The following is a 16,106-nucleotide window of genomic DNA, read 5'->3' as shown; positions in this document are numbered from 1 at the left end:
GCCTCAGCCTCCGAGTGCTTTCCCCATGCGTTCCAGGCGGGATTTCCAATCTGCTGCTTTGGCATTCACGCAGTTCGGCGTCTCTTGCAACTCGCCGGGATTGCTTTTGCATTTGGCGATGAGATCCGACAGCAGCGTTTGGTTGGCCATCAGCTCGTCGACCGAATAGGTACGCTCGGGCTGCTTCGAGCAGCCGAACAAAGAGAGGCCGAGTGTGAGGAGAACAAGAATTTTCATTGAAGGGCCGCTCCCATTGTATCCATGCGCTTGCGCCAATCCTCGGCCCTGCGCTGCTCATCGACCTGAACCTGGGCCTGCTGCACCATCTGCAATCCCTGCATCCTGAGCATATCGGTCTGGAGAAAGGCCGTTTCGGCCTGCAGGCGTGCCTGCAGATCGGCGATATCTTTGGCGTCGCTCGCCGAAGAGATTTGTCGGCGTAATTGATCAATCCCGTCGATCCGCTTGGTCGCAGCGTCGTAGATTTGCTGGCCAAGGCTCATCTGCCCTGCATTCTTGTTCTGGAGACGCGACAGTTCCTGAGCATAAAAATCGTTAGCGCTCGTTTTGTAGGTCGAATTGTCGGTCAAGAACTTTGAGGCCGCATCGCCAAGCGTGCCTGAACCTGAGCCCTTGAGCAGGCTTTCAACCGCGGAAAAGTCCCCTGGCAGTGCCTTGCGGATCGCCGGATCGTTCAACAGGCCGGCGACGTCGGCCATATTGGTCAGCGTGTTTAGCGAACCGTAGAGCTGCTGGGCCTGCTGGAGTTGCTGGTTCAGCGCATCGAGCTGCGATTTCAGCTGGGTTATGCTTTCGATCTGCTTGGCAATCGCCGTCTGGTCGATCACCGGGATACCCTGCGCGCCGGCGACATGGGCTGAGACGAGCAACGCTAACGCTGTTTGTCGAAGAATTCTGCATCGAACCATCACACACTCCTTCTTTGCTGGAACATTCGTAACCATGCTTCGCCATCGCCTTCGTCTCGGAGTTCAGACCGGATCGCATCGGCGAGTTCGATATTGGCCGTTCGCCCGGACAGGATTGCGAGCTCATCGTCGAAACCGTTGAGATTGAGTTCGGCAACGACACTGTTGTGACCCTGTTTAACAATGAAGCGCCGGCTTTCGGCGGAGAGCTCGCGGGCAACCAACTCGAATTCGCGCTCGGTGAGCTTGAAGCCAGCGACATAGTCGTCTCGGTTACCGCGGGAATTCGGCAGGAAAACCTGTGTTGGGCACTGCTCTATGATCGTATGCGCGATCGATGAGTTGATGGCGTCACGCGGGCTTTGCGTGGCAAACAGCATCAAGCCATTCTGCTTGCGGATGGTCTTGAGCTTGTTCTGGGCGAGATCAAGAAAGCTCTCGTCCTGCAGCGCCTTCCAAAACTCATCGATGACGATGATAATCCGCCGGCCATCAATCAATTGTTCGACGCGATAGAAAAGATAAGCCATCAAGGGATTACGGATTTCCTCATTGTCGAGAAAATCGGTCATGTCGTAGCCGAGAAATTTGGCGCCGATACCGATCTCATCGGCCTCGTTGTCGAAGACCCAACCAAGCGGCCCGCCTCTTTCCCACCGACGCAGGCGCGCGGCGATCCCTTCCGGATCGGTATTGTTGAGAAAGGTGCGCAAAGCGCCGATCGTGCGCTGGTCTTTCGGCAGATCGGCAAGACCATCGATCGCCAGCGCGATATCGCTGACATCGCTGACCGAAAAATCACGCATGCCCGCACCGGCTAGCTTGGCGATAAATCGTGCCAGGAATATCTTGTTCGCCGGGGTCAGCTCTAAGGCTTTCAGCGGCGCACATCCGGTCGGCAGCCCGTTCTTCAGAGGCAAATAGGTTCCGCCGGCAGCCCGAACGAAGAGGTCGGCGCCGCGATCCTTGTCGAAGAAGACCATGTGCGGGTCATGCTTTTCGAGTTGCGATAGCATGAAATTGAGAAGTACGGTCTTACCGGCACCCGACGGACCGCAGACGAAGGTGTTGCCGAGATCGCCATAGTGGAAATTGAAATAGAACGGCGAGCCTGACGCCGTCTTCAGCATGGCGACGGCGGGGCCCCATTCGTTGCCGTCCTTCCTACCCATAGGATAGGAATGAAACGGAGAAAGCGCTGCAAAATTCAGCGAGGTGACCGCACCGGAACGGGCCCGATACCGAAAATTACCGGGCAATTGTGCCCACCATGCGGCCTCGAGCCCTAGATCCTCGCGCGCCACGACGGCGCCGCCATTGGTCAGATGCGAGCGCGCCTTGGCGAGATTATCAGCAAGGTCTTTGACAGATGAAGCGAATACCCCGAGGGTCAGATGGTGCTCCCCGAGCACGAAGCGGTTCGATTCCAGCTCGTCCATTGCCGCATCAAGCTCTTCAATCTGGGAGGCCGCCTTGTCGACCGCACTCACCATTTGGTTCTGCTTGCGCCCCATGATGGTGCGGGCATCGGTTTTGGACCTGAACGCGAAGGACTGAGTGAGGATCAGTTCGAAAGGTGCCGTCAGAATGCCGTCCAGCATTCCGCCGCGGGTTCTTGCTGGATATTCCTTGAAACCGAACATGCCAGCATAACGGCTTGTCCCTTCATCGCGGATCTCGACTGTCTCGCGCCCGAAGATTAGACGATCGGAATAGATCGCCGAGGAGATCCTGCCGTCCGTCAATGGTATGGGTTCTCGGCGGCCGCCGATCAACTGATGCAGCACCTCGCTCGGTTCGGAAAACAGGATGCCGTTCTGATCGTAGAGTGACAGCACGCGGGGCCCGAAGCGTCGCAGTCCCGCAGTGACATCGGTTACTTTGTCCCGCAGATGCTTCAGGCTATCCTCATCGAGCTCCACTGCGGCTCGTTGGACCTTGCGAAGCCGTGACAGCAGATTTGCGAGCCGTTCGGTCGGATCGCGTGCCGGATGCCAAAGCAGAGTGAGATAGAGATCGTTGCGAAACAGGTCTTCGCTCACCATCCGCTCCCGATACTTGCCATTCAATGTTGCCGAGAAGGAATTGGTGAATTCGCCGTCGGGATAAGTGTTATCGCGCCGACGGATGAGGTGGGTCCAGATTGCCAAGCGTTCGTCCGCAATATTGCGGTAGAGCGTGTTGAGATCGCGCTGCAGGCTGTTCAAATCGATAGCATCGATTGTCTCGAACGATACGCCCTCCAAAGCGATCATCGCTAGCAATGCCCTGGAATCGAGTGCGATCACGGTCTCGTCCACGTGCCGGACATAGGGGATAAACGTTTCCGGTTCGAGTTCACGGAATTTGAGACGGGACACCTTAGGCATGACCAAGGTCCCTTTCGTCATAGTGCCGCACTAGCCTCAACGGCGTCAGCGAAGCACCACTCCAATAGGCGCCGTTGCGCGAACGACCCCGGGTTTCGATCCAGGCCAGCAGAATACGGAACATGTTGTGGTCATGCTTGACGAGCGAGCGAAAAATGAAATGAAAGACCACACCGACAAGCCCATAGGCAATCGAGCCGGCAATTATGTAGAGGATCGTCGTCAGTATAATGTTGACGCCCATGGCCTCCATCGTCACCCCGGCAATCATCGCTGGCCGGGTGCAGGCCAAGAACAGGGTATCTTCCTCAAGCGAAACCTTCTCCGGCATCATCTTCAGCCCCCGGAAATCGTGCTGACGATCTGCGAGGCGCCAAATAGAATGCCGATACCAAGCACGACATAGGCGGCCTTGCGAAGGTCCAGGTAACCGAACATCCAGGCGATACCGACGATGATGACGGCGATCGTTGCCAAGAGCTTGGCAACGTTGCCGGTGAGTAAGGTGACGATATTCTGCAGAACCGTCTCGATCCCGCCGGCGCTCTGTGCGAAGGCTGGCTCGATCATGGCGATCGAAAGGACAGTTGCCATCGCAACGGTAACGCCAAATGCACGAATATTAATTCTCGACATCATTCAGATTGCTCCGGGGGATCATTTTGGAAGATCAGCGCAGATGATTGCCGCGCTGCATGGAAGACATCCCAAGACTGTAATTTCGCCGGCCGTTCGGGCAAACGCCCTTCCTCACCGTTCAAGGACGGATCACTGGACTGGGATTCTGGAACTGTCGGCCGCCCGACACTCTGCCCTATCGCTATGGCGGACAGCGTTTTCGAAAGCCGTTTGGCCTCGCGTCGGACCTGATCGTCATACTGCGCCATCTTTCCGACCGAAGGATCGGAGCGCCCGTAGTAGGATTGCAGCATCACGCGCTCAGCCTGCTGCGGCGCGGCGCCGGCGCGCTCGGCCAGACGATAATAACCATCGAGCAGTGTGGCCGTTGCCTTGAGGTTGAGGCACGGGTCGAAGGCGTCCGCGATGCTGAGATCAAACTTGCGCAATTCGGCGATGCCAATGCCGCCAAGCCCTACTTGGACATCTTTATGCTCCGCCATCAGCGCCGTTGCGGTTTCGATCGCCTCCGCCTTGCTCTTCGGCTGTTCATGAAGAGATGAGCTCCCGCCCACGCGAATATCAAAAGGCTGGAACTGGCTTTCGAGACTGACAACCGCTGCAAGCGTTTCGATCGCAATCGCCGGCGCACAGGTCTGGGCAAGGTCGGTGAAGGAGACCGCCATGATCAGTACCACACTCGTTGGCTTCCAACGCCGTCGATGGTCACATCGACATAATGGGGTTCGGATCGCACATTCGGTCGCGCCGTCGGATAGCCCATGCACTGCATGTGCCGGCCATCCCGCTGCCAACGCGCCGATATCACCAGCCCATCGTCTCTTGCGCTGCCATCACGACCGGATGCGCAATAGCTGCCGTCAACCTTGGAAAGGGTTCGCGAAACGCAGGTCTCCTGTTGACCGCGCTCGCCATAGCGTGTCGTCAGGCGATAGCTGTCACTGCAGAAATAGGGCTCGTAACCGGGACGCGATGCCCGGAAGCCGACACCGCTGCAGGTGGGAAAGGAATGCCCCTTGGCAAGCTCCTGCCAGAGCTTGCTGATCGGCGGATGGCAGGCGGCATATTGTGTAGGTCCACCCGGATTGGAAAGACACAGGATAACCTGACATCCCCAATCATCGGCGCGCGCATGCCGCTCGGAAATGAGGTATAAAGGGATGGAGCCGGCAATGGCGAAGATTGTTCCAACCAGAAGGCGTTTCATCAGCATGATCCTTCGATGTGGCGATATCAAACGATCCGTCCGGCGACGAATCTGGCGTCGTTCGTAGTTTATACTGAATTATATAATGCAGTTAAAAAGATGACAAGTACCCTAACCACGCAGTGGCACAGTCTTTCGTTTGCAGCCTTCATCCTGCACGAAATCATGGATAATCCGCAGGAAGACGAGACACCGCAATCCAGGCTGAAACAGGTTGGCATGATGAGTGTTCTTTACATCATGAACCAAGCTCATCAGGCACTAACTATCTCAAATATAGTCGAAATTACGAAGCTCACACGTATGGGCGTGACGGAGACAATCGAGCCGCTGGTGAAACGTGGGATCTTGACCGAGACGTTCGTGAAGAATTCCATGGGGCGCGGCAAGGCCCGTCAATTTGAGATCGCGCCGGAGATTTTCGAGAAGCTACGGAGCTTTCAGGCGCGGTAATTGATCATCTCAGCGGCCGAATCAAACTGAATCAAAATAATCAATAAAAACCGAGAAGGGTCCAAACAAAGAGACTATGCTGATCGGCTTTACTCACTCTTTCGTAAGCCCGGTAGCTTGAACACATAGCCAGCTGCATGGACGGTGCGAATGACAGCACCACATCCGGGCAACTCTCCCAGCGCCTTGCGCAAGCGGCCAATGTGAACATCCACGGTTCGCGGCGTGACTTCGGCGGAAGCCGGCCAAGCCGAAGCAATCAGTTCGGAACGGCTGCAGAGCTGTCCCTCCCTGTTCATCAGATGACGTAGAATATTGAACTCGATTGGCGGCAGCGCAAAGTCGTGACCGTTGCAATGTATTCGGCGACTGTCGACGTCGACTTCCAGGTCGGCGAAAGCCAGCGACGCGACCATTTTTGAGTGGGCCGTTTCCATGGCCTGTCCCGTCGCCTGCATGAGAGATGTCAGCAACTTCTCCGGTGAAAGCGGCCTGAACAGGAAGTCATCAACACCGGCTTGCAGCAAGGACAGATGAAGGGGCTGCGCTTCGCTTCGTAAGAGCGCAATCAGGCGGACCTCGTCGTCATGTGTGGTGGCTCGCCTGATTTCGCCACATATGGAAACGGCATCTTGGGTTTCGTGGGTGCAATCGAAAAGGACTGCGCACGGCGAGCGCTCCGTGCAGGAGGCCAGAACATCGTTTGCGCTGCAAGCCACGGAGGGGATAAAGCCTTCCGTCTTCAGAATATAGCTAAACGGCAGGAACAGCTCTGCATCGGAGGTCCAGATGATGACTTCGTTGCAGGCCGCCACGTCGAAGCGCTTGAAGCCGGACGCGCCGGACCGTGTGATGGCTCTAGGCTGGCGCATATTCGCCCCCGTTGATATCGAGGATAGCACCATTAACGAAGCCCGCGTCCTCCGACGCCAGGAAGGCAACGGCAGCGGCGATGTCCTCCGGCGTTCCCAATCTGGCAGAAGGAATGCGTCCGACCGCGTCCCGATTGGCTGGCGTATTGGGATCGCCAGTCAAGGGCGTCAAGATCCTGCCCGGTGCCACGAGATTAACGGTTATGCCGAAAGGACCGCACGATCCGACAAGCGAGCGCATAAGACCGGCCAGTGCTGCCTTGCTGGCGGCGTAAGCGCCACCGGCGATGCGAGGGCGTGTGCGCCCAGCGAGCGAACCGATCAAAATGATGCGTCCGAATCCCGTCCGTCGCATTCCCCTGACGACCGCCTGGCAACATAGCATGGTGCCGGTCAGATTAACGGCCAGCACTTCGTTCCATTCTTCCAGCCCAATGTCCTCGAACCGCCGAGGACCAGCTGGGCCTTTCGGCGATATCCCGGCATTGCAGACGAGAATTGCGGCATCTCCCCAGGTCGATGAAAGCTCTTCGAAGAAATTGGCAACAGCCACAGGATCCGACAGATCGACAACTCGGCCCAGGACCCGTCCAGATCCGAACTCCGCGGAAAGCGCGGCAGTTGCGTCGGTCACAGTTTTAGCGCTGTGACTGAAGACGGCGACGCAATGCCCCGCCGCCAATAGCTTTCGCGCCGTCGCCAATCCGATACCGCTCGTCCCTCCCGTCACGACGGCGATGCGAGACGGCTTAGGCATCATGCCGCCTCATCTAAGCCGGCAAACAAGGACAAAGCCGGATGAGCCTCAGGATCTGTCATGACCTCGATAAACAGCGGCCCCTTGCCTGTCAGTCCACCCTGTAGATGAGCCGTGAGCTCGGCTGGATCCTCAACGCGCACTGCCGGGCATCCGCAGGCTTGAGCGATCCGCATATGATCGACAGGCGCAAAATGGCACGCCGATGTGAAGCGCCCGAACTTCACGGTCTCGGCATCCCGCTGGAAACCGAGGATACCGTTGTTGAGAAGGATAATGGTGATGGGAAGATCGGAGCGAACCATGGTTTCCATCTCCGCCCAGCTATGGGCAAACCCGCCGTCGCCGACGATGGCGACCACCGGATGCTCGGGTCTGGCTGCCTTTGCGCCAAGAGCCAGAGGCAGGCCCCACCCCAACCCCGCAAGACCGCGCGGCGTCAGGAACCGCATTCCTGAAGTAAGCGATCGCAATTGGCCGACGACCCACATCGATGAATAGCTTGCATCCGCAACGACGGTCGTCTGCGGCGTCAATGACGCCTGCAGTTCTGCCATGATGCGTTCCGGACGGATCGGCGACGCAGTAGCACGCACGAGGTGATGCCGATCCTCATCGAACTGCCGCCAGCACTCGGCTATGCGGTCGATAACAGCGGTCCGTTGATCTCGACGTTGGGATAGATCTTGCGCGTTCAGGGCATGAACAAGCTCTCTGAGTGTCTCACGCGCATCCCCGACCAGGCGCAGCGCCTGATAATTTCGGCCGATTTCCTGCGGGTCGACATCGATGTGGATCACCTGAGCACCAGCAGGAATTTGCCGCCAACTATCCGTGCCGTTCTGATTGGTTCGCGTTCCAATCAGAATGACAAGGTCTGCGTCACCGACCAGAGCAGCCGTATAGCGTCCGAGCGACCGCGGACCCACGAGCGATCCTAAGACGCCGGCTGAAAGCGGATGATATTCATTAACCGCGCCCTTACCCATGTTGGTAGTCAAAATTGGGAGTACAGCCAGATCCTGCAGCACGGCCAGTTCATGGCAGGCATCGCTGCCAAGGACACCGCCGCCCGCGACTACCACGGGATTGTGGGCATTCGCAATCAACTCCGCTGCCCTTTGCAAAGTCGCGCGATCAGGGGACGATCGATCAAGCGGCCAATGACCGAGATTCAGAGAGCGTGAGGGCGTTTTGACACCAAGCTCCGAGCGTAACAGATCGGCGGGCAACAACAACGCAACCGGCCCGGGTCGACCGGAGGCAGCGGCAGTGAAGGCGGCATCAACATAGTCCTCGATTCGCTCCGGGACCATGACCCTGCGCACCCATTTCGTGCAGGATTGGAAGAGCGCGATATGGTCGAGCTCCTGAAACGCGTTCCGATCCATCTGATCGCGCTCGACTTCCTGCACAAGTGCTACGATCGGAACGCTCGCCTTCAGCGCTTCGGCCATGGGGGGCACCAGCAGCGTGGCAGCCGGACCATTCTGCGCAGCCACCACGCCGATCTTTCCGGATCGTCGAGCATAGCCATCGGCCATGGCGCCGCCCATATTCTCCTGCCGGTAAGCGACCTGGCGAATGCCTGCCGCTTCAGCAGCCAGGATCAGCGCTGATGGTAGGCTCTGGGCAAATATATGGGTAACGTCATGACGCACCAGCGAGCGAGCCAGGCATTGGGCGACAGTTTCCAAGGACTTCATGGTCATGCGATTGCTCCAGCAAAATCGGCTTCGTAGGTTTCGAGGAAATCGCCGAAGACTTCGACGATCAAATCAAGGTCGGTATTCGTCATTGCCGTGGAGAGGCAGGCGGCGGCTCCAAAGGGCAGGAGGATATCAAGCTGACGGAAATGGCTTGTCAGATTGGTCATCCAACTGTTCTGTTCCGGTGTCGGGAAGGCTTGCCGATAGTCACGGGGCATCTGCCGCTTTGGGTGGATGCGAAAAAGCGAAGCCGAACCGGTGACGATAAATGGTGCGTCATGGCGCATGATCGCGGCAGAAAGGCCGTCGCGCACACGCGCACCCATTTCATCAAGACGCGCGAAGCTTGCCGAGGTCAGTGCCTCCATAGCCACCCTTCCTGCGACCATTGAAACCGGATTGGCTGAAAAGGTGCCGCCCTGTGGCAGCGCTGGCCTTGCGCCCAAGCTTGCGAAGACCCCCATCACCTCCTTGCGACCACCAACCGCGCCGACTGGAAAGCCGCCGCCGATGATCTTTCCGGCAGCAATAAGATCCGGCACGAGCCCGAAACGTGCCGATGCGCCGCGATATCCCTGCCGCAGATTCAGCACTTCATCGGCTACGACGAGAACGCCATATTGCCGGGCAAGATTGGAGACGGCTTCGATGAAGGCTGGCTCAGGGGCGACCAAACCTGCCCTGCTCGGCATGGGATCAATCAGGATGCAGGCAAGGTCGCCGCCCGACGCGGCCAACCTCCGTTCCAGACCTTCGACATCATTGAAACGGATCACATCGACCTCTTCGGCAACACTTGCCGGCGCGCCGGCATAAGAGGTCGTGGATGCAGGGGCGTCCGCTGGTCCCCAGGACGCCGGCGACGCGCCCTGGCTTACCTCGGCCCAGTCATAGGCACCGTGATAGGCTCCTTCGACGCGGACAATGCGCGACCGCCCGGTAAAGGCGCGGGCTGCCTTGATAGCGAACATGACGGCCTCGGTGCCGCTATTGACGAAACGAATGTGCTCGATCGCGGGAATGCGCTGCACGAGCAATTCCGCCAACCCCAGCTCGTGCTCCGTTGGATTGGAAAAGCAGGTTCCTTTCTGCAGCAGATCTGCAATTGCGTCGGCGACGGGCAGGTAACCGTGACCATGAATCAGCGTTGTGAAATTGTTATTGAGGTCGAGGAGCCGATTGCCGTCCACATCGACCAGATAGGCACCCTCACCACGGGAAATGTACGTCGGCAGAGGATCGCGCTCGACGGTGACGCGCGTGGTTCCATCAGGAAACACGATCTGCCCACGCTCGAAGAAATATTGCGAGCGCGACCTGAGCGCCGTCCGTCGAAATGATGGAAAATCCTGATGAAGCATGCCTTGCCCTCTCCATGCAGAGATGCGCGTTCGCATCCCGTTCACATTTTTGTTGCAACAAAAAAACATGGAGAGAAGAAAAGTGCAACATAAATTGTCAGCGGCGACAGAGATTCCTTTGATCGCCGTCTGCGGTGATTTTTTTCATCTGACGAAATCCATCACGAATGTCGCTCTCGATGGCGGCGCGGGCAGCGGCCGCATCCTTTTCAACAAGCGCCTCTATCGCGGCACGGTGATTGCGAGCTCCGTAGCGCGTCTCGGAAAATTCCGGGTAGAGGCCATTGAATGACGCACCAACCCGCAGCCAAAGAGTCTCGATCACCTGCAAAAGATAGGGCATACCGCTCAGACGGTAGATCGCAAAATGGAATTCCTTATTATGCCAAAGGGCGTCGAAATACCGCTTTTCATCCAATGCGGTGTCAATTTTCGCCTGAAGTAGTTCAAGTTCTTCGATCGTCTGCTCGCCTGCGGCCTTGACGGACAGTGCCGCCGCAAGCCCTTCCAGGGCCAGGCGCATCTGCGTAATCTCCTCGAGATCCGACAATCTTAAGTGTGGAACGATGACGGTTTTCGGGCCTGAATAAATGAGCGCCCCATCGATCACCAGGCGGTTGATGGCATCACGAGCGGGCGTCGTGCTGACATCGAGCATTTCCGAAAGCGCACGAATTGTGAGCTTGTCTCCAGGAGAAAAAGCACCTCGGATCAGTCGCTCCTTCATGTTGCGATACGCCATTTCGCCCAATCGATTGGGCTGATGCTGCTGGTGCCCTTCGTCTTCCGGTGCCATTTCCATTAAAAATTTCTCCAATTTCCTTTGACAAGCGTTTATTTTGTTGCAACAAAAATGAAAAGCGACATACTTGTAAACATTATGTGACATTAAAAGTCATAGCACTTTCGCAAATTTCCGTCTTCCCAAAGTTCAACTCGGGAACCGGACCAGAAAGCCAAGCGATCGGTGAACAACTCGCTACGCCGTCGCAAACGAACACGTTGCATAAAGACAACAATAAGGAGAGGAACTTTGATTGGTGAAGCACTTACGCTGCAAGGGCTTGAAAAGCGATATGACACATCGCTTGCCGTGGATGGCATTTCACTGGCCATCCGGGCAGGTGAGTTCCTATCGATCCTCGGACCCTCGGGCTCCGGCAAGACGACGCTACTAACGATGATCGCCGGCTTCGAGAGCCCGAGCAATGGCCAGATAATGATCGGCCGTCGCGACGTTACCTATATGGCGCCAAATAGGCGCAACATCGGAATGGTGTTCCAGCGCTATGCCCTTTTTCCGCATCTGACGGTGGCGGCCAACATCGCTTTTCCGTTGCGCATGCGCCGGATGGATAAAGATCTCATCAGCCGCAAGGTTGAGGCGGTACTGGCACAGGTACATCTTGACGGCTACGGCGATCGATATCCCCATCAACTCTCCGGAGGCCAGCAGCAGCGCGTCGCCGTCGCTCGGGCAATCGTCTTCGAGCCGCCCGTTCTCTTGATGGACGAACCACTTGGGGCCCTCGATAAGAAACTGCGCGAGGCGCTGCAATTGGAAATCAAGAGCTTGCAGCAACGACTCGGCGCGACCGTCGTCTATGTAACGCATGACCAGGAGGAAGCACTCACCATGTCTGATCGCGTTGCAGTGGTGGCAAAAGGCCGGCTAGCCCAAGTGGGATCGCCGCTCGAGCTTTACCGTTCACCTGTCTCAGCCTTTGTCGGAGACTTCATTGGTCGCATGAACTTTCTCGACGGCGAATATCTCGGTCAAGATAGCGGGAACTACATGGTACGGCCAAAAAGCGGCAACGTCGTTGCTACGGCGGCTGCCGAAGACGGGGAAAGCCCCTTTGCCTCTCGCCAAGCTGTCAGTATCGCGGTTCGCCCCGAACGGTTGTCGTTAGCACCTCATGGCCGCGACCGCGGCGCCATTCTGACGGGCACCATAGACGCAACTGTGTTCGCCGGTTCGTTTTTCCTCTTCTTCGTGCGAACCCAAAACAGCGATGACCGTTTGCTCCAGATCCAGATGCCCGTCGGACATGTGGCCGCAGGCCTTCGTCAAGGAGACCTGGTTGACGTCATCCCCGAAGCGAACGCCTTGCGGTTGTTTGCAAAAGCGGAGGTCTAATCCATGGCATCATCCTTCGCGAAACAATCGATCGGCACTTTCCGCAACTGGATCCTCACAGGGTCGAGCCAACATTATTCGCCACTGTTGGCCATCTTGCTCATCCTACCGCTGCTCCTCCTGTTGGCGGGAGGCTTCATCTATCCGGTGGTCAGGCTTGTCGGTATCAGCCTTTCCGGGGAAGCTCCGCTTGCCCCCTACCAGCGTGTCTTCGACAGCCCACTTTATATTCAGGTCCTACTCAGAACCTTCCGCATCGCGGCGATCGTGACCGTTGCCTGCTTTGCAATTGGATATCCGACCGCCTATGCGATCGCGCGCATGCGGGGCAAGTTGGCAAAGCTCGGAACAGCATGCTTATTCATTCCGCTATGGACCTCGGTGCTTGTCCGCTCCTATGCCTGGATCGTGCTGCTAGGTCGCAACGGCATCATCAACGACGGGCTGATCCAGCTCGGTGTTATCTCGACACCGTTGAAAATGCTTTATACGGAGGGCGCTGTCATTCTCGCGATGACGCATGTGCTGATGCCCTTCATGATCCTGCCGATCCATTCCGCCTTGCGCTCCGTGCCGAGCGCTTATGAGCAGGCGGCACGAAATCTCGGCGCCAGCCGGATCGTCGCCTTTTGGCGCGTGACCTTTCCACTCAGCCTATCCGGCGTCTTCGCCGGTTGTGTCATCTGCTTCATTCTCGCCATCGGGTTTTACATCACCCCCGCCCTAGTCGGTGGACCCGGCGCGCTGATGATGGCGACCCTGATCGGTCAGCAGACAATCGTCCTTCTGGATTGGCCATTTGCGGCCGCCCTATCAGTCATCCTGCTCACCGCGACATTACTGCTGGTGCTGCTCTTTCGCCGCGCGCTCTCTTTCAGCAAAGGTTTGAACAGTGTCCATTGAATCTCAACCCTTGAGGCAGCGATTGGCAACATCGTCATCCGATGCTCGCCGGTATCGCCCGGTCTGGCCACGGGTGGCACGACATGCATCCAATCTAATGATTGCGGCGGTGCTGTTCTTTCTCGTCCTTCCGACGCTGCTGGTGATACCGCTGGCGCTCAGCGACGCCTCCTATATCACGTTCCCGCCGCAGGGACTGACGCTACGATGGTTCGAGGCATATCTATCCGATCCCGATTGGCTGCACTCGACCATTTTCAGCCTACAGATCGCCGCAGTAACCACAGTGGTAGCGACGACCATTGGGACGATGGCGGCGGTTGCTCTCGTACGTGGCAAACTACCGGGCAAGGCACTGCTACAGGCCCTCTGCCTCGGGCCGATGATTGTGCCGGCCATCGTCTTCGGCGTAGCGCTCTATCTGGTCTTCTCGCCTTTACAACTGACAGGAAATCTGACCGGATTCGTCCTTGCCCATTCGGTTCTTGCGGTGCCTTTTGTCGTCATCATCGTTTCCGCAGCGCTGGAGAGAATGGACCCGTTGCTGGAACTGGCGGCCCTGAGTTGCGGAGCGGGACGGCTCAGAGCCTTCTTTGCCGTGACACTTCCCAATCTCGCGCCGGCCGTCGCGACGGCCGCAGTCTTTGCTTTCCTGACCTCCTTCGACGAAGCGACCGTAGCTTTCTTCATCTCCGACACCGGCGGTAAGACGATCAGCCGGAAAATGTTCGAGGATATCGATTTCAACCTGACACCTGTCATTGCCGCCGTCTCGGTCATCATTGTTGCCGTTTCGCTGCTTTTGATGGGTTCCATACATCTCCTGAACAGCCGCCGGGAGCAGCAGTAGCGGCAAAAACACCCGCTGCAGGCGGGACCATAAGAGGGAAACATTGATGACAAAAAGAGCAGCCATCCGGCTGAGCGGCATTGCTATGCTTTGCGCAGCCATTCTTGTGGGAGAAACGCCCGATCCAGCATTTGCCAGCGAGCAGGTCGTGATCGCCACGACCGGCGGCGCCTATGATGCGGCGCTACGCAAATGGTGGTTCGAGCCATTCACCGCTAAGACCGGTATCCGGGTCGTTTCCGTAGCGGCAACCAATGCGGAGATGCGCGCCAAGGCGACCGCGATGGTGAAAACCGGCAATGTCAGCTGGGATCTATACCCCGATGGAGAAATCCAGGTGAGCTCAAAGGATCATCTCGCGATTTCCGAACCGCTTGACGGTTTTTGCGCACAGTTTAAGGACCGTCAGGATCTCGTTCCCGATGCCTGCATCCCGGCCGGTGTGCGGCTGTTTTCGACAGCCACATTGATGGCCTATGATCCGCAAGCCTTCAAAGGCGAGCAGCCCGTGACCTGGGCGGATATGTGGGATACTTCAACGTTCCCGGGCGGGCGCTCGTTTCCGAATTTTGACGATCCGTGGCGTGTCATGGCGGCTGCCCTTTTGGCAGATGGGGTCAAACGCGAGAACCTGTTTCCGCTCGACGTCGATCGCGCCCTTGAGAAACTTGACGCGTTGCGGCCGTCCATCTCGCTGTGGTGGAAAACCGGGGATCAGAGCGTCCAGGGGTTCCGTGAGAACGACTACAGTATTGGGCAGATCTGGCTAACGAGGGCAAGCGCGCTCAAGGCAGAGGGACGTTCAATCGCTTGGTCGAACAAGGCAGCATTTCTGGTGGGCGATCGTCTCACGGTTATCAAAGGGGCGCCCAATCGGGACAATGCACTGAAGCTCATCGCCTTCTGGTTGGATTCCCCCGACATCCAGGCCAAGGTTTGCGAGGCATTATTGTGCACGCCACCCAACAGCGCGGCGATTATGATGATGCCGCAAGCAGTTCGCGACCAGATGCCGAGCGCCGAAGACGTGCGCGACAGTATCGTCATTCCAGATGCCAAATGGATCAACGAGCACGCCGCTGAGCTATTGGAGCGGTGGAACAACTGGGTTCGCTAAGGCACGATAACGACGTGAAAAACATTGGACGTAACCATGGGATGCACGACATCTGGAAAGTGAGTGTTCAGCGATTGCTCATTGAATGAACGCTTGACGCCTACGCACCCCAGTGCACCTCCGCAGGAGGTCCGCCTGCGAGCAGAAATGCTCGGAGCTGGGCGGGCCTCTCTTGCCTAACGAGGCCTCGTAACGATGCAGAATTACCCCTTTTGTCGCGCGCCGCTACCTTCTCGTTTGGGGTTTGCGTTTTTATCGGCGGCATTTAATGAGATGAACCAGCACCTTAATGCTCAGAAGTCCAACTTGACTTCTGATTTGCAATATCAGAACATAAAGGGAACGTGCGGATTTACCGTGACCTACGCAAAGCAGATTATTAAGCAGGCGCCCTCAAAATCCAAATTCGATCTAAGGGCTGAAGCCTCTGCTACGCCATATGGCGGCATAAATTGGATATCGGACTGGCATTGCAACCGGATCGTACCTAGAACTGGAATCATCAGAAAGGGTCCCGCTCTCCATGAAGTGCAGCCTTGATCATCTGCCGGAGCGCAAGCGCTCGGAATTGTCGCGAATTGTCGAAATCGTGCATGAGGAATTCGAGGATGTGCTGAAGGAAGGCACGGCCGATTTTAAGAAGAAGGGGCGTATCCTCAAGATCATTCTCTTCGGCTCCTATGGTGCGCCGTGAAGGCGTGGGAGGTTATCATGCAATAAAGGCAACCTCCCAAACTAACTGGTTCTTGACCGGTGACTGGAATGTCACCCCTCTACAGAGAGTAGTAGACGGAAGGGGA

17 protein-coding genes and 1 pseudogene are annotated in these 16,106 nt (G+C 57.1%); 6 read left to right on the top strand and 12 right to left on the bottom strand.

The genetic code is table 11. The features are described 5' to 3' along the window. Positions 1 to 3: 3 nt before the first annotated feature. Genes HGP16_RS08990 through HGP16_RS08960 form a run of 7 tightly spaced genes read right to left on the bottom strand, consistent with a single transcriptional unit; the run spans position 4 to position 5,144 of the window. Complete coding sequence (locus HGP16_RS08990) at positions 4 to 237, bottom strand: EexN family lipoprotein (protein ID WP_168839678.1); 234 nt, start codon at positions 235 to 237, stop codon at positions 4 to 6. Then, the gene (gene virB5 / locus HGP16_RS08985) at positions 234 to 929 is read right to left on the bottom strand and encodes a P-type DNA transfer protein VirB5 (RefSeq protein WP_168840064.1); all 696 of its coding nucleotides are present in this window, start codon (positions 927 to 929) and stop codon (positions 234 to 236) included. The genes HGP16_RS08990 and virB5 overlap by 4 nt, the downstream gene beginning before the upstream one ends. Beyond that, complete coding sequence (locus tag HGP16_RS08980) at positions 929 to 3,298, bottom strand: VirB4 family type IV secretion/conjugal transfer ATPase (RefSeq protein WP_168839677.1); 2,370 nt, start codon at positions 3,296 to 3,298, stop codon at positions 929 to 931. Before HGP16_RS08980 ends, virB5 begins: the two co-directional genes overlap by 1 nt. Continuing rightward, positions 3,291 to 3,629 (bottom strand): type IV secretion system protein VirB3, encoded by a 339-nt coding sequence (locus HGP16_RS08975; protein WP_168840063.1) that lies wholly within the window; start codon positions 3,627 to 3,629, stop codon positions 3,291 to 3,293. Before HGP16_RS08975 ends, HGP16_RS08980 begins: the two co-directional genes overlap by 8 nt. Before the next feature lie 5 nt (positions 3,630 to 3,634). Then, positions 3,635 to 3,937 (bottom strand): TrbC/VirB2 family protein, encoded by a 303-nt coding sequence (locus HGP16_RS08970; RefSeq protein ID WP_007694680.1) that lies wholly within the window; start codon positions 3,935 to 3,937, stop codon positions 3,635 to 3,637. Next, entirely contained in the window at positions 3,934 to 4,602 is a 669-nt protein-coding gene (locus HGP16_RS08965) for a lytic transglycosylase domain-containing protein (protein ID WP_168839676.1), read from the bottom strand. The genes HGP16_RS08970 and HGP16_RS08965 overlap by 4 nt, the downstream gene beginning before the upstream one ends. Positions 4,603 to 4,604: 2 nt before the next feature. Then, positions 4,605 to 5,144 (bottom strand): hypothetical protein, encoded by a 540-nt coding sequence (locus tag HGP16_RS08960; protein WP_168839675.1) that lies wholly within the window; start codon positions 5,142 to 5,144, stop codon positions 4,605 to 4,607. A gap of 99 nt (positions 5,145 to 5,243) precedes the next feature. On the opposite strand from HGP16_RS08960, the gene HGP16_RS08955 reads away from it, so the two are divergent. Next, positions 5,244 to 5,597, top strand: coding sequence for a MarR family transcriptional regulator (locus HGP16_RS08955; protein ID WP_095436095.1), 354 nt, complete (start codon positions 5,244 to 5,246; stop codon positions 5,595 to 5,597). A gap of 89 nt (positions 5,598 to 5,686) precedes the next feature. Here the strand turns inward: HGP16_RS08955 and HGP16_RS34535 are convergent, their stop codons facing one another. The 5 genes from HGP16_RS34535 to HGP16_RS08930 all read right to left on the bottom strand — a co-directional run bounded on the left by HGP16_RS34535 (position 5,687) and on the right by HGP16_RS08930 (position 11,098). Next, positions 5,687 to 6,412 (bottom strand): response regulator transcription factor, encoded by a 726-nt coding sequence (locus tag HGP16_RS34535; RefSeq protein WP_168839674.1) that lies wholly within the window; start codon positions 6,410 to 6,412, stop codon positions 5,687 to 5,689. 43 nt (positions 6,413 to 6,455) lie between these two features. Next, positions 6,456 to 7,229, bottom strand: a complete 774-nt coding sequence (gene fabG / locus HGP16_RS08945; RefSeq protein WP_409526826.1) for a 3-oxoacyl-ACP reductase FabG — start codon at positions 7,227 to 7,229, stop codon at positions 6,456 to 6,458. After that, positions 7,226 to 8,938 (bottom strand): acetolactate synthase catalytic subunit, encoded by a 1,713-nt coding sequence (locus tag HGP16_RS08940; RefSeq protein WP_168839672.1) that lies wholly within the window; start codon positions 8,936 to 8,938, stop codon positions 7,226 to 7,228. Before HGP16_RS08940 ends, fabG begins: the two co-directional genes overlap by 4 nt. Beyond that, complete coding sequence (locus HGP16_RS08935) at positions 8,935 to 10,296, bottom strand: aspartate aminotransferase family protein (protein WP_168839671.1); 1,362 nt, start codon at positions 10,294 to 10,296, stop codon at positions 8,935 to 8,937. The genes HGP16_RS08940 and HGP16_RS08935 overlap by 4 nt, the downstream gene beginning before the upstream one ends. Positions 10,297 to 10,393: 97 nt before the next feature. Then, positions 10,394 to 11,098 (bottom strand): GntR family transcriptional regulator, encoded by a 705-nt coding sequence (locus tag HGP16_RS08930; RefSeq protein ID WP_168839670.1) that lies wholly within the window; start codon positions 11,096 to 11,098, stop codon positions 10,394 to 10,396. Positions 11,099 to 11,329: 231 nt separating this feature from the next. On the opposite strand from HGP16_RS08930, the gene HGP16_RS08925 reads away from it, so the two are divergent. The 5 genes and pseudogenes from HGP16_RS08925 to HGP16_RS08905 form a co-directional block, all read left to right on the top strand. After that, positions 11,330 to 12,436 carry an ABC transporter ATP-binding protein gene (locus HGP16_RS08925; RefSeq protein WP_168839669.1) on the top strand — a complete coding sequence of 369 codons (1,107 nt, stop codon included), beginning with the start codon at positions 11,330 to 11,332 and terminating at the stop codon, positions 12,434 to 12,436. 3 nt (positions 12,437 to 12,439) lie between these two features. After that, positions 12,440 to 13,339, top strand: a complete 900-nt coding sequence (locus tag HGP16_RS08920; protein WP_168839668.1) for an ABC transporter permease — start codon at positions 12,440 to 12,442, stop codon at positions 13,337 to 13,339. A gap of 97 nt (positions 13,340 to 13,436) precedes the next feature. Continuing rightward, complete coding sequence (locus HGP16_RS08915; protein ID WP_168840062.1) at positions 13,437 to 14,189, top strand: ABC transporter permease; 753 nt, start codon at positions 13,437 to 13,439, stop codon at positions 14,187 to 14,189. A gap of 85 nt (positions 14,190 to 14,274) precedes the next feature. Next, on the top strand, positions 14,275 to 15,306 hold the full coding sequence (locus HGP16_RS08910) for an extracellular solute-binding protein (RefSeq protein WP_246705507.1): 1,032 nt from the start codon (positions 14,275 to 14,277) through the stop codon (positions 15,304 to 15,306). A 523-nt stretch (positions 15,307 to 15,829) separates the two neighbouring features. After that, positions 15,830 to 15,988 (top strand): annotated as a pseudogene (locus HGP16_RS08905) (nucleotidyltransferase); the annotation flags it as partial. Positions 15,989 to 16,106 lie beyond the last annotated feature (118 nt).

The sequence above is a fragment of the Rhizobium sp. P40RR-XXII genome (assembly GCF_012641405.1).
GTDB lineage: Bacteria > Pseudomonadota > Alphaproteobacteria > Rhizobiales > Rhizobiaceae > Rhizobium.
Note: the sequence above shows the minus strand (reverse complement) of the source record. Positions and strands in the feature narration are given on the sequence as shown.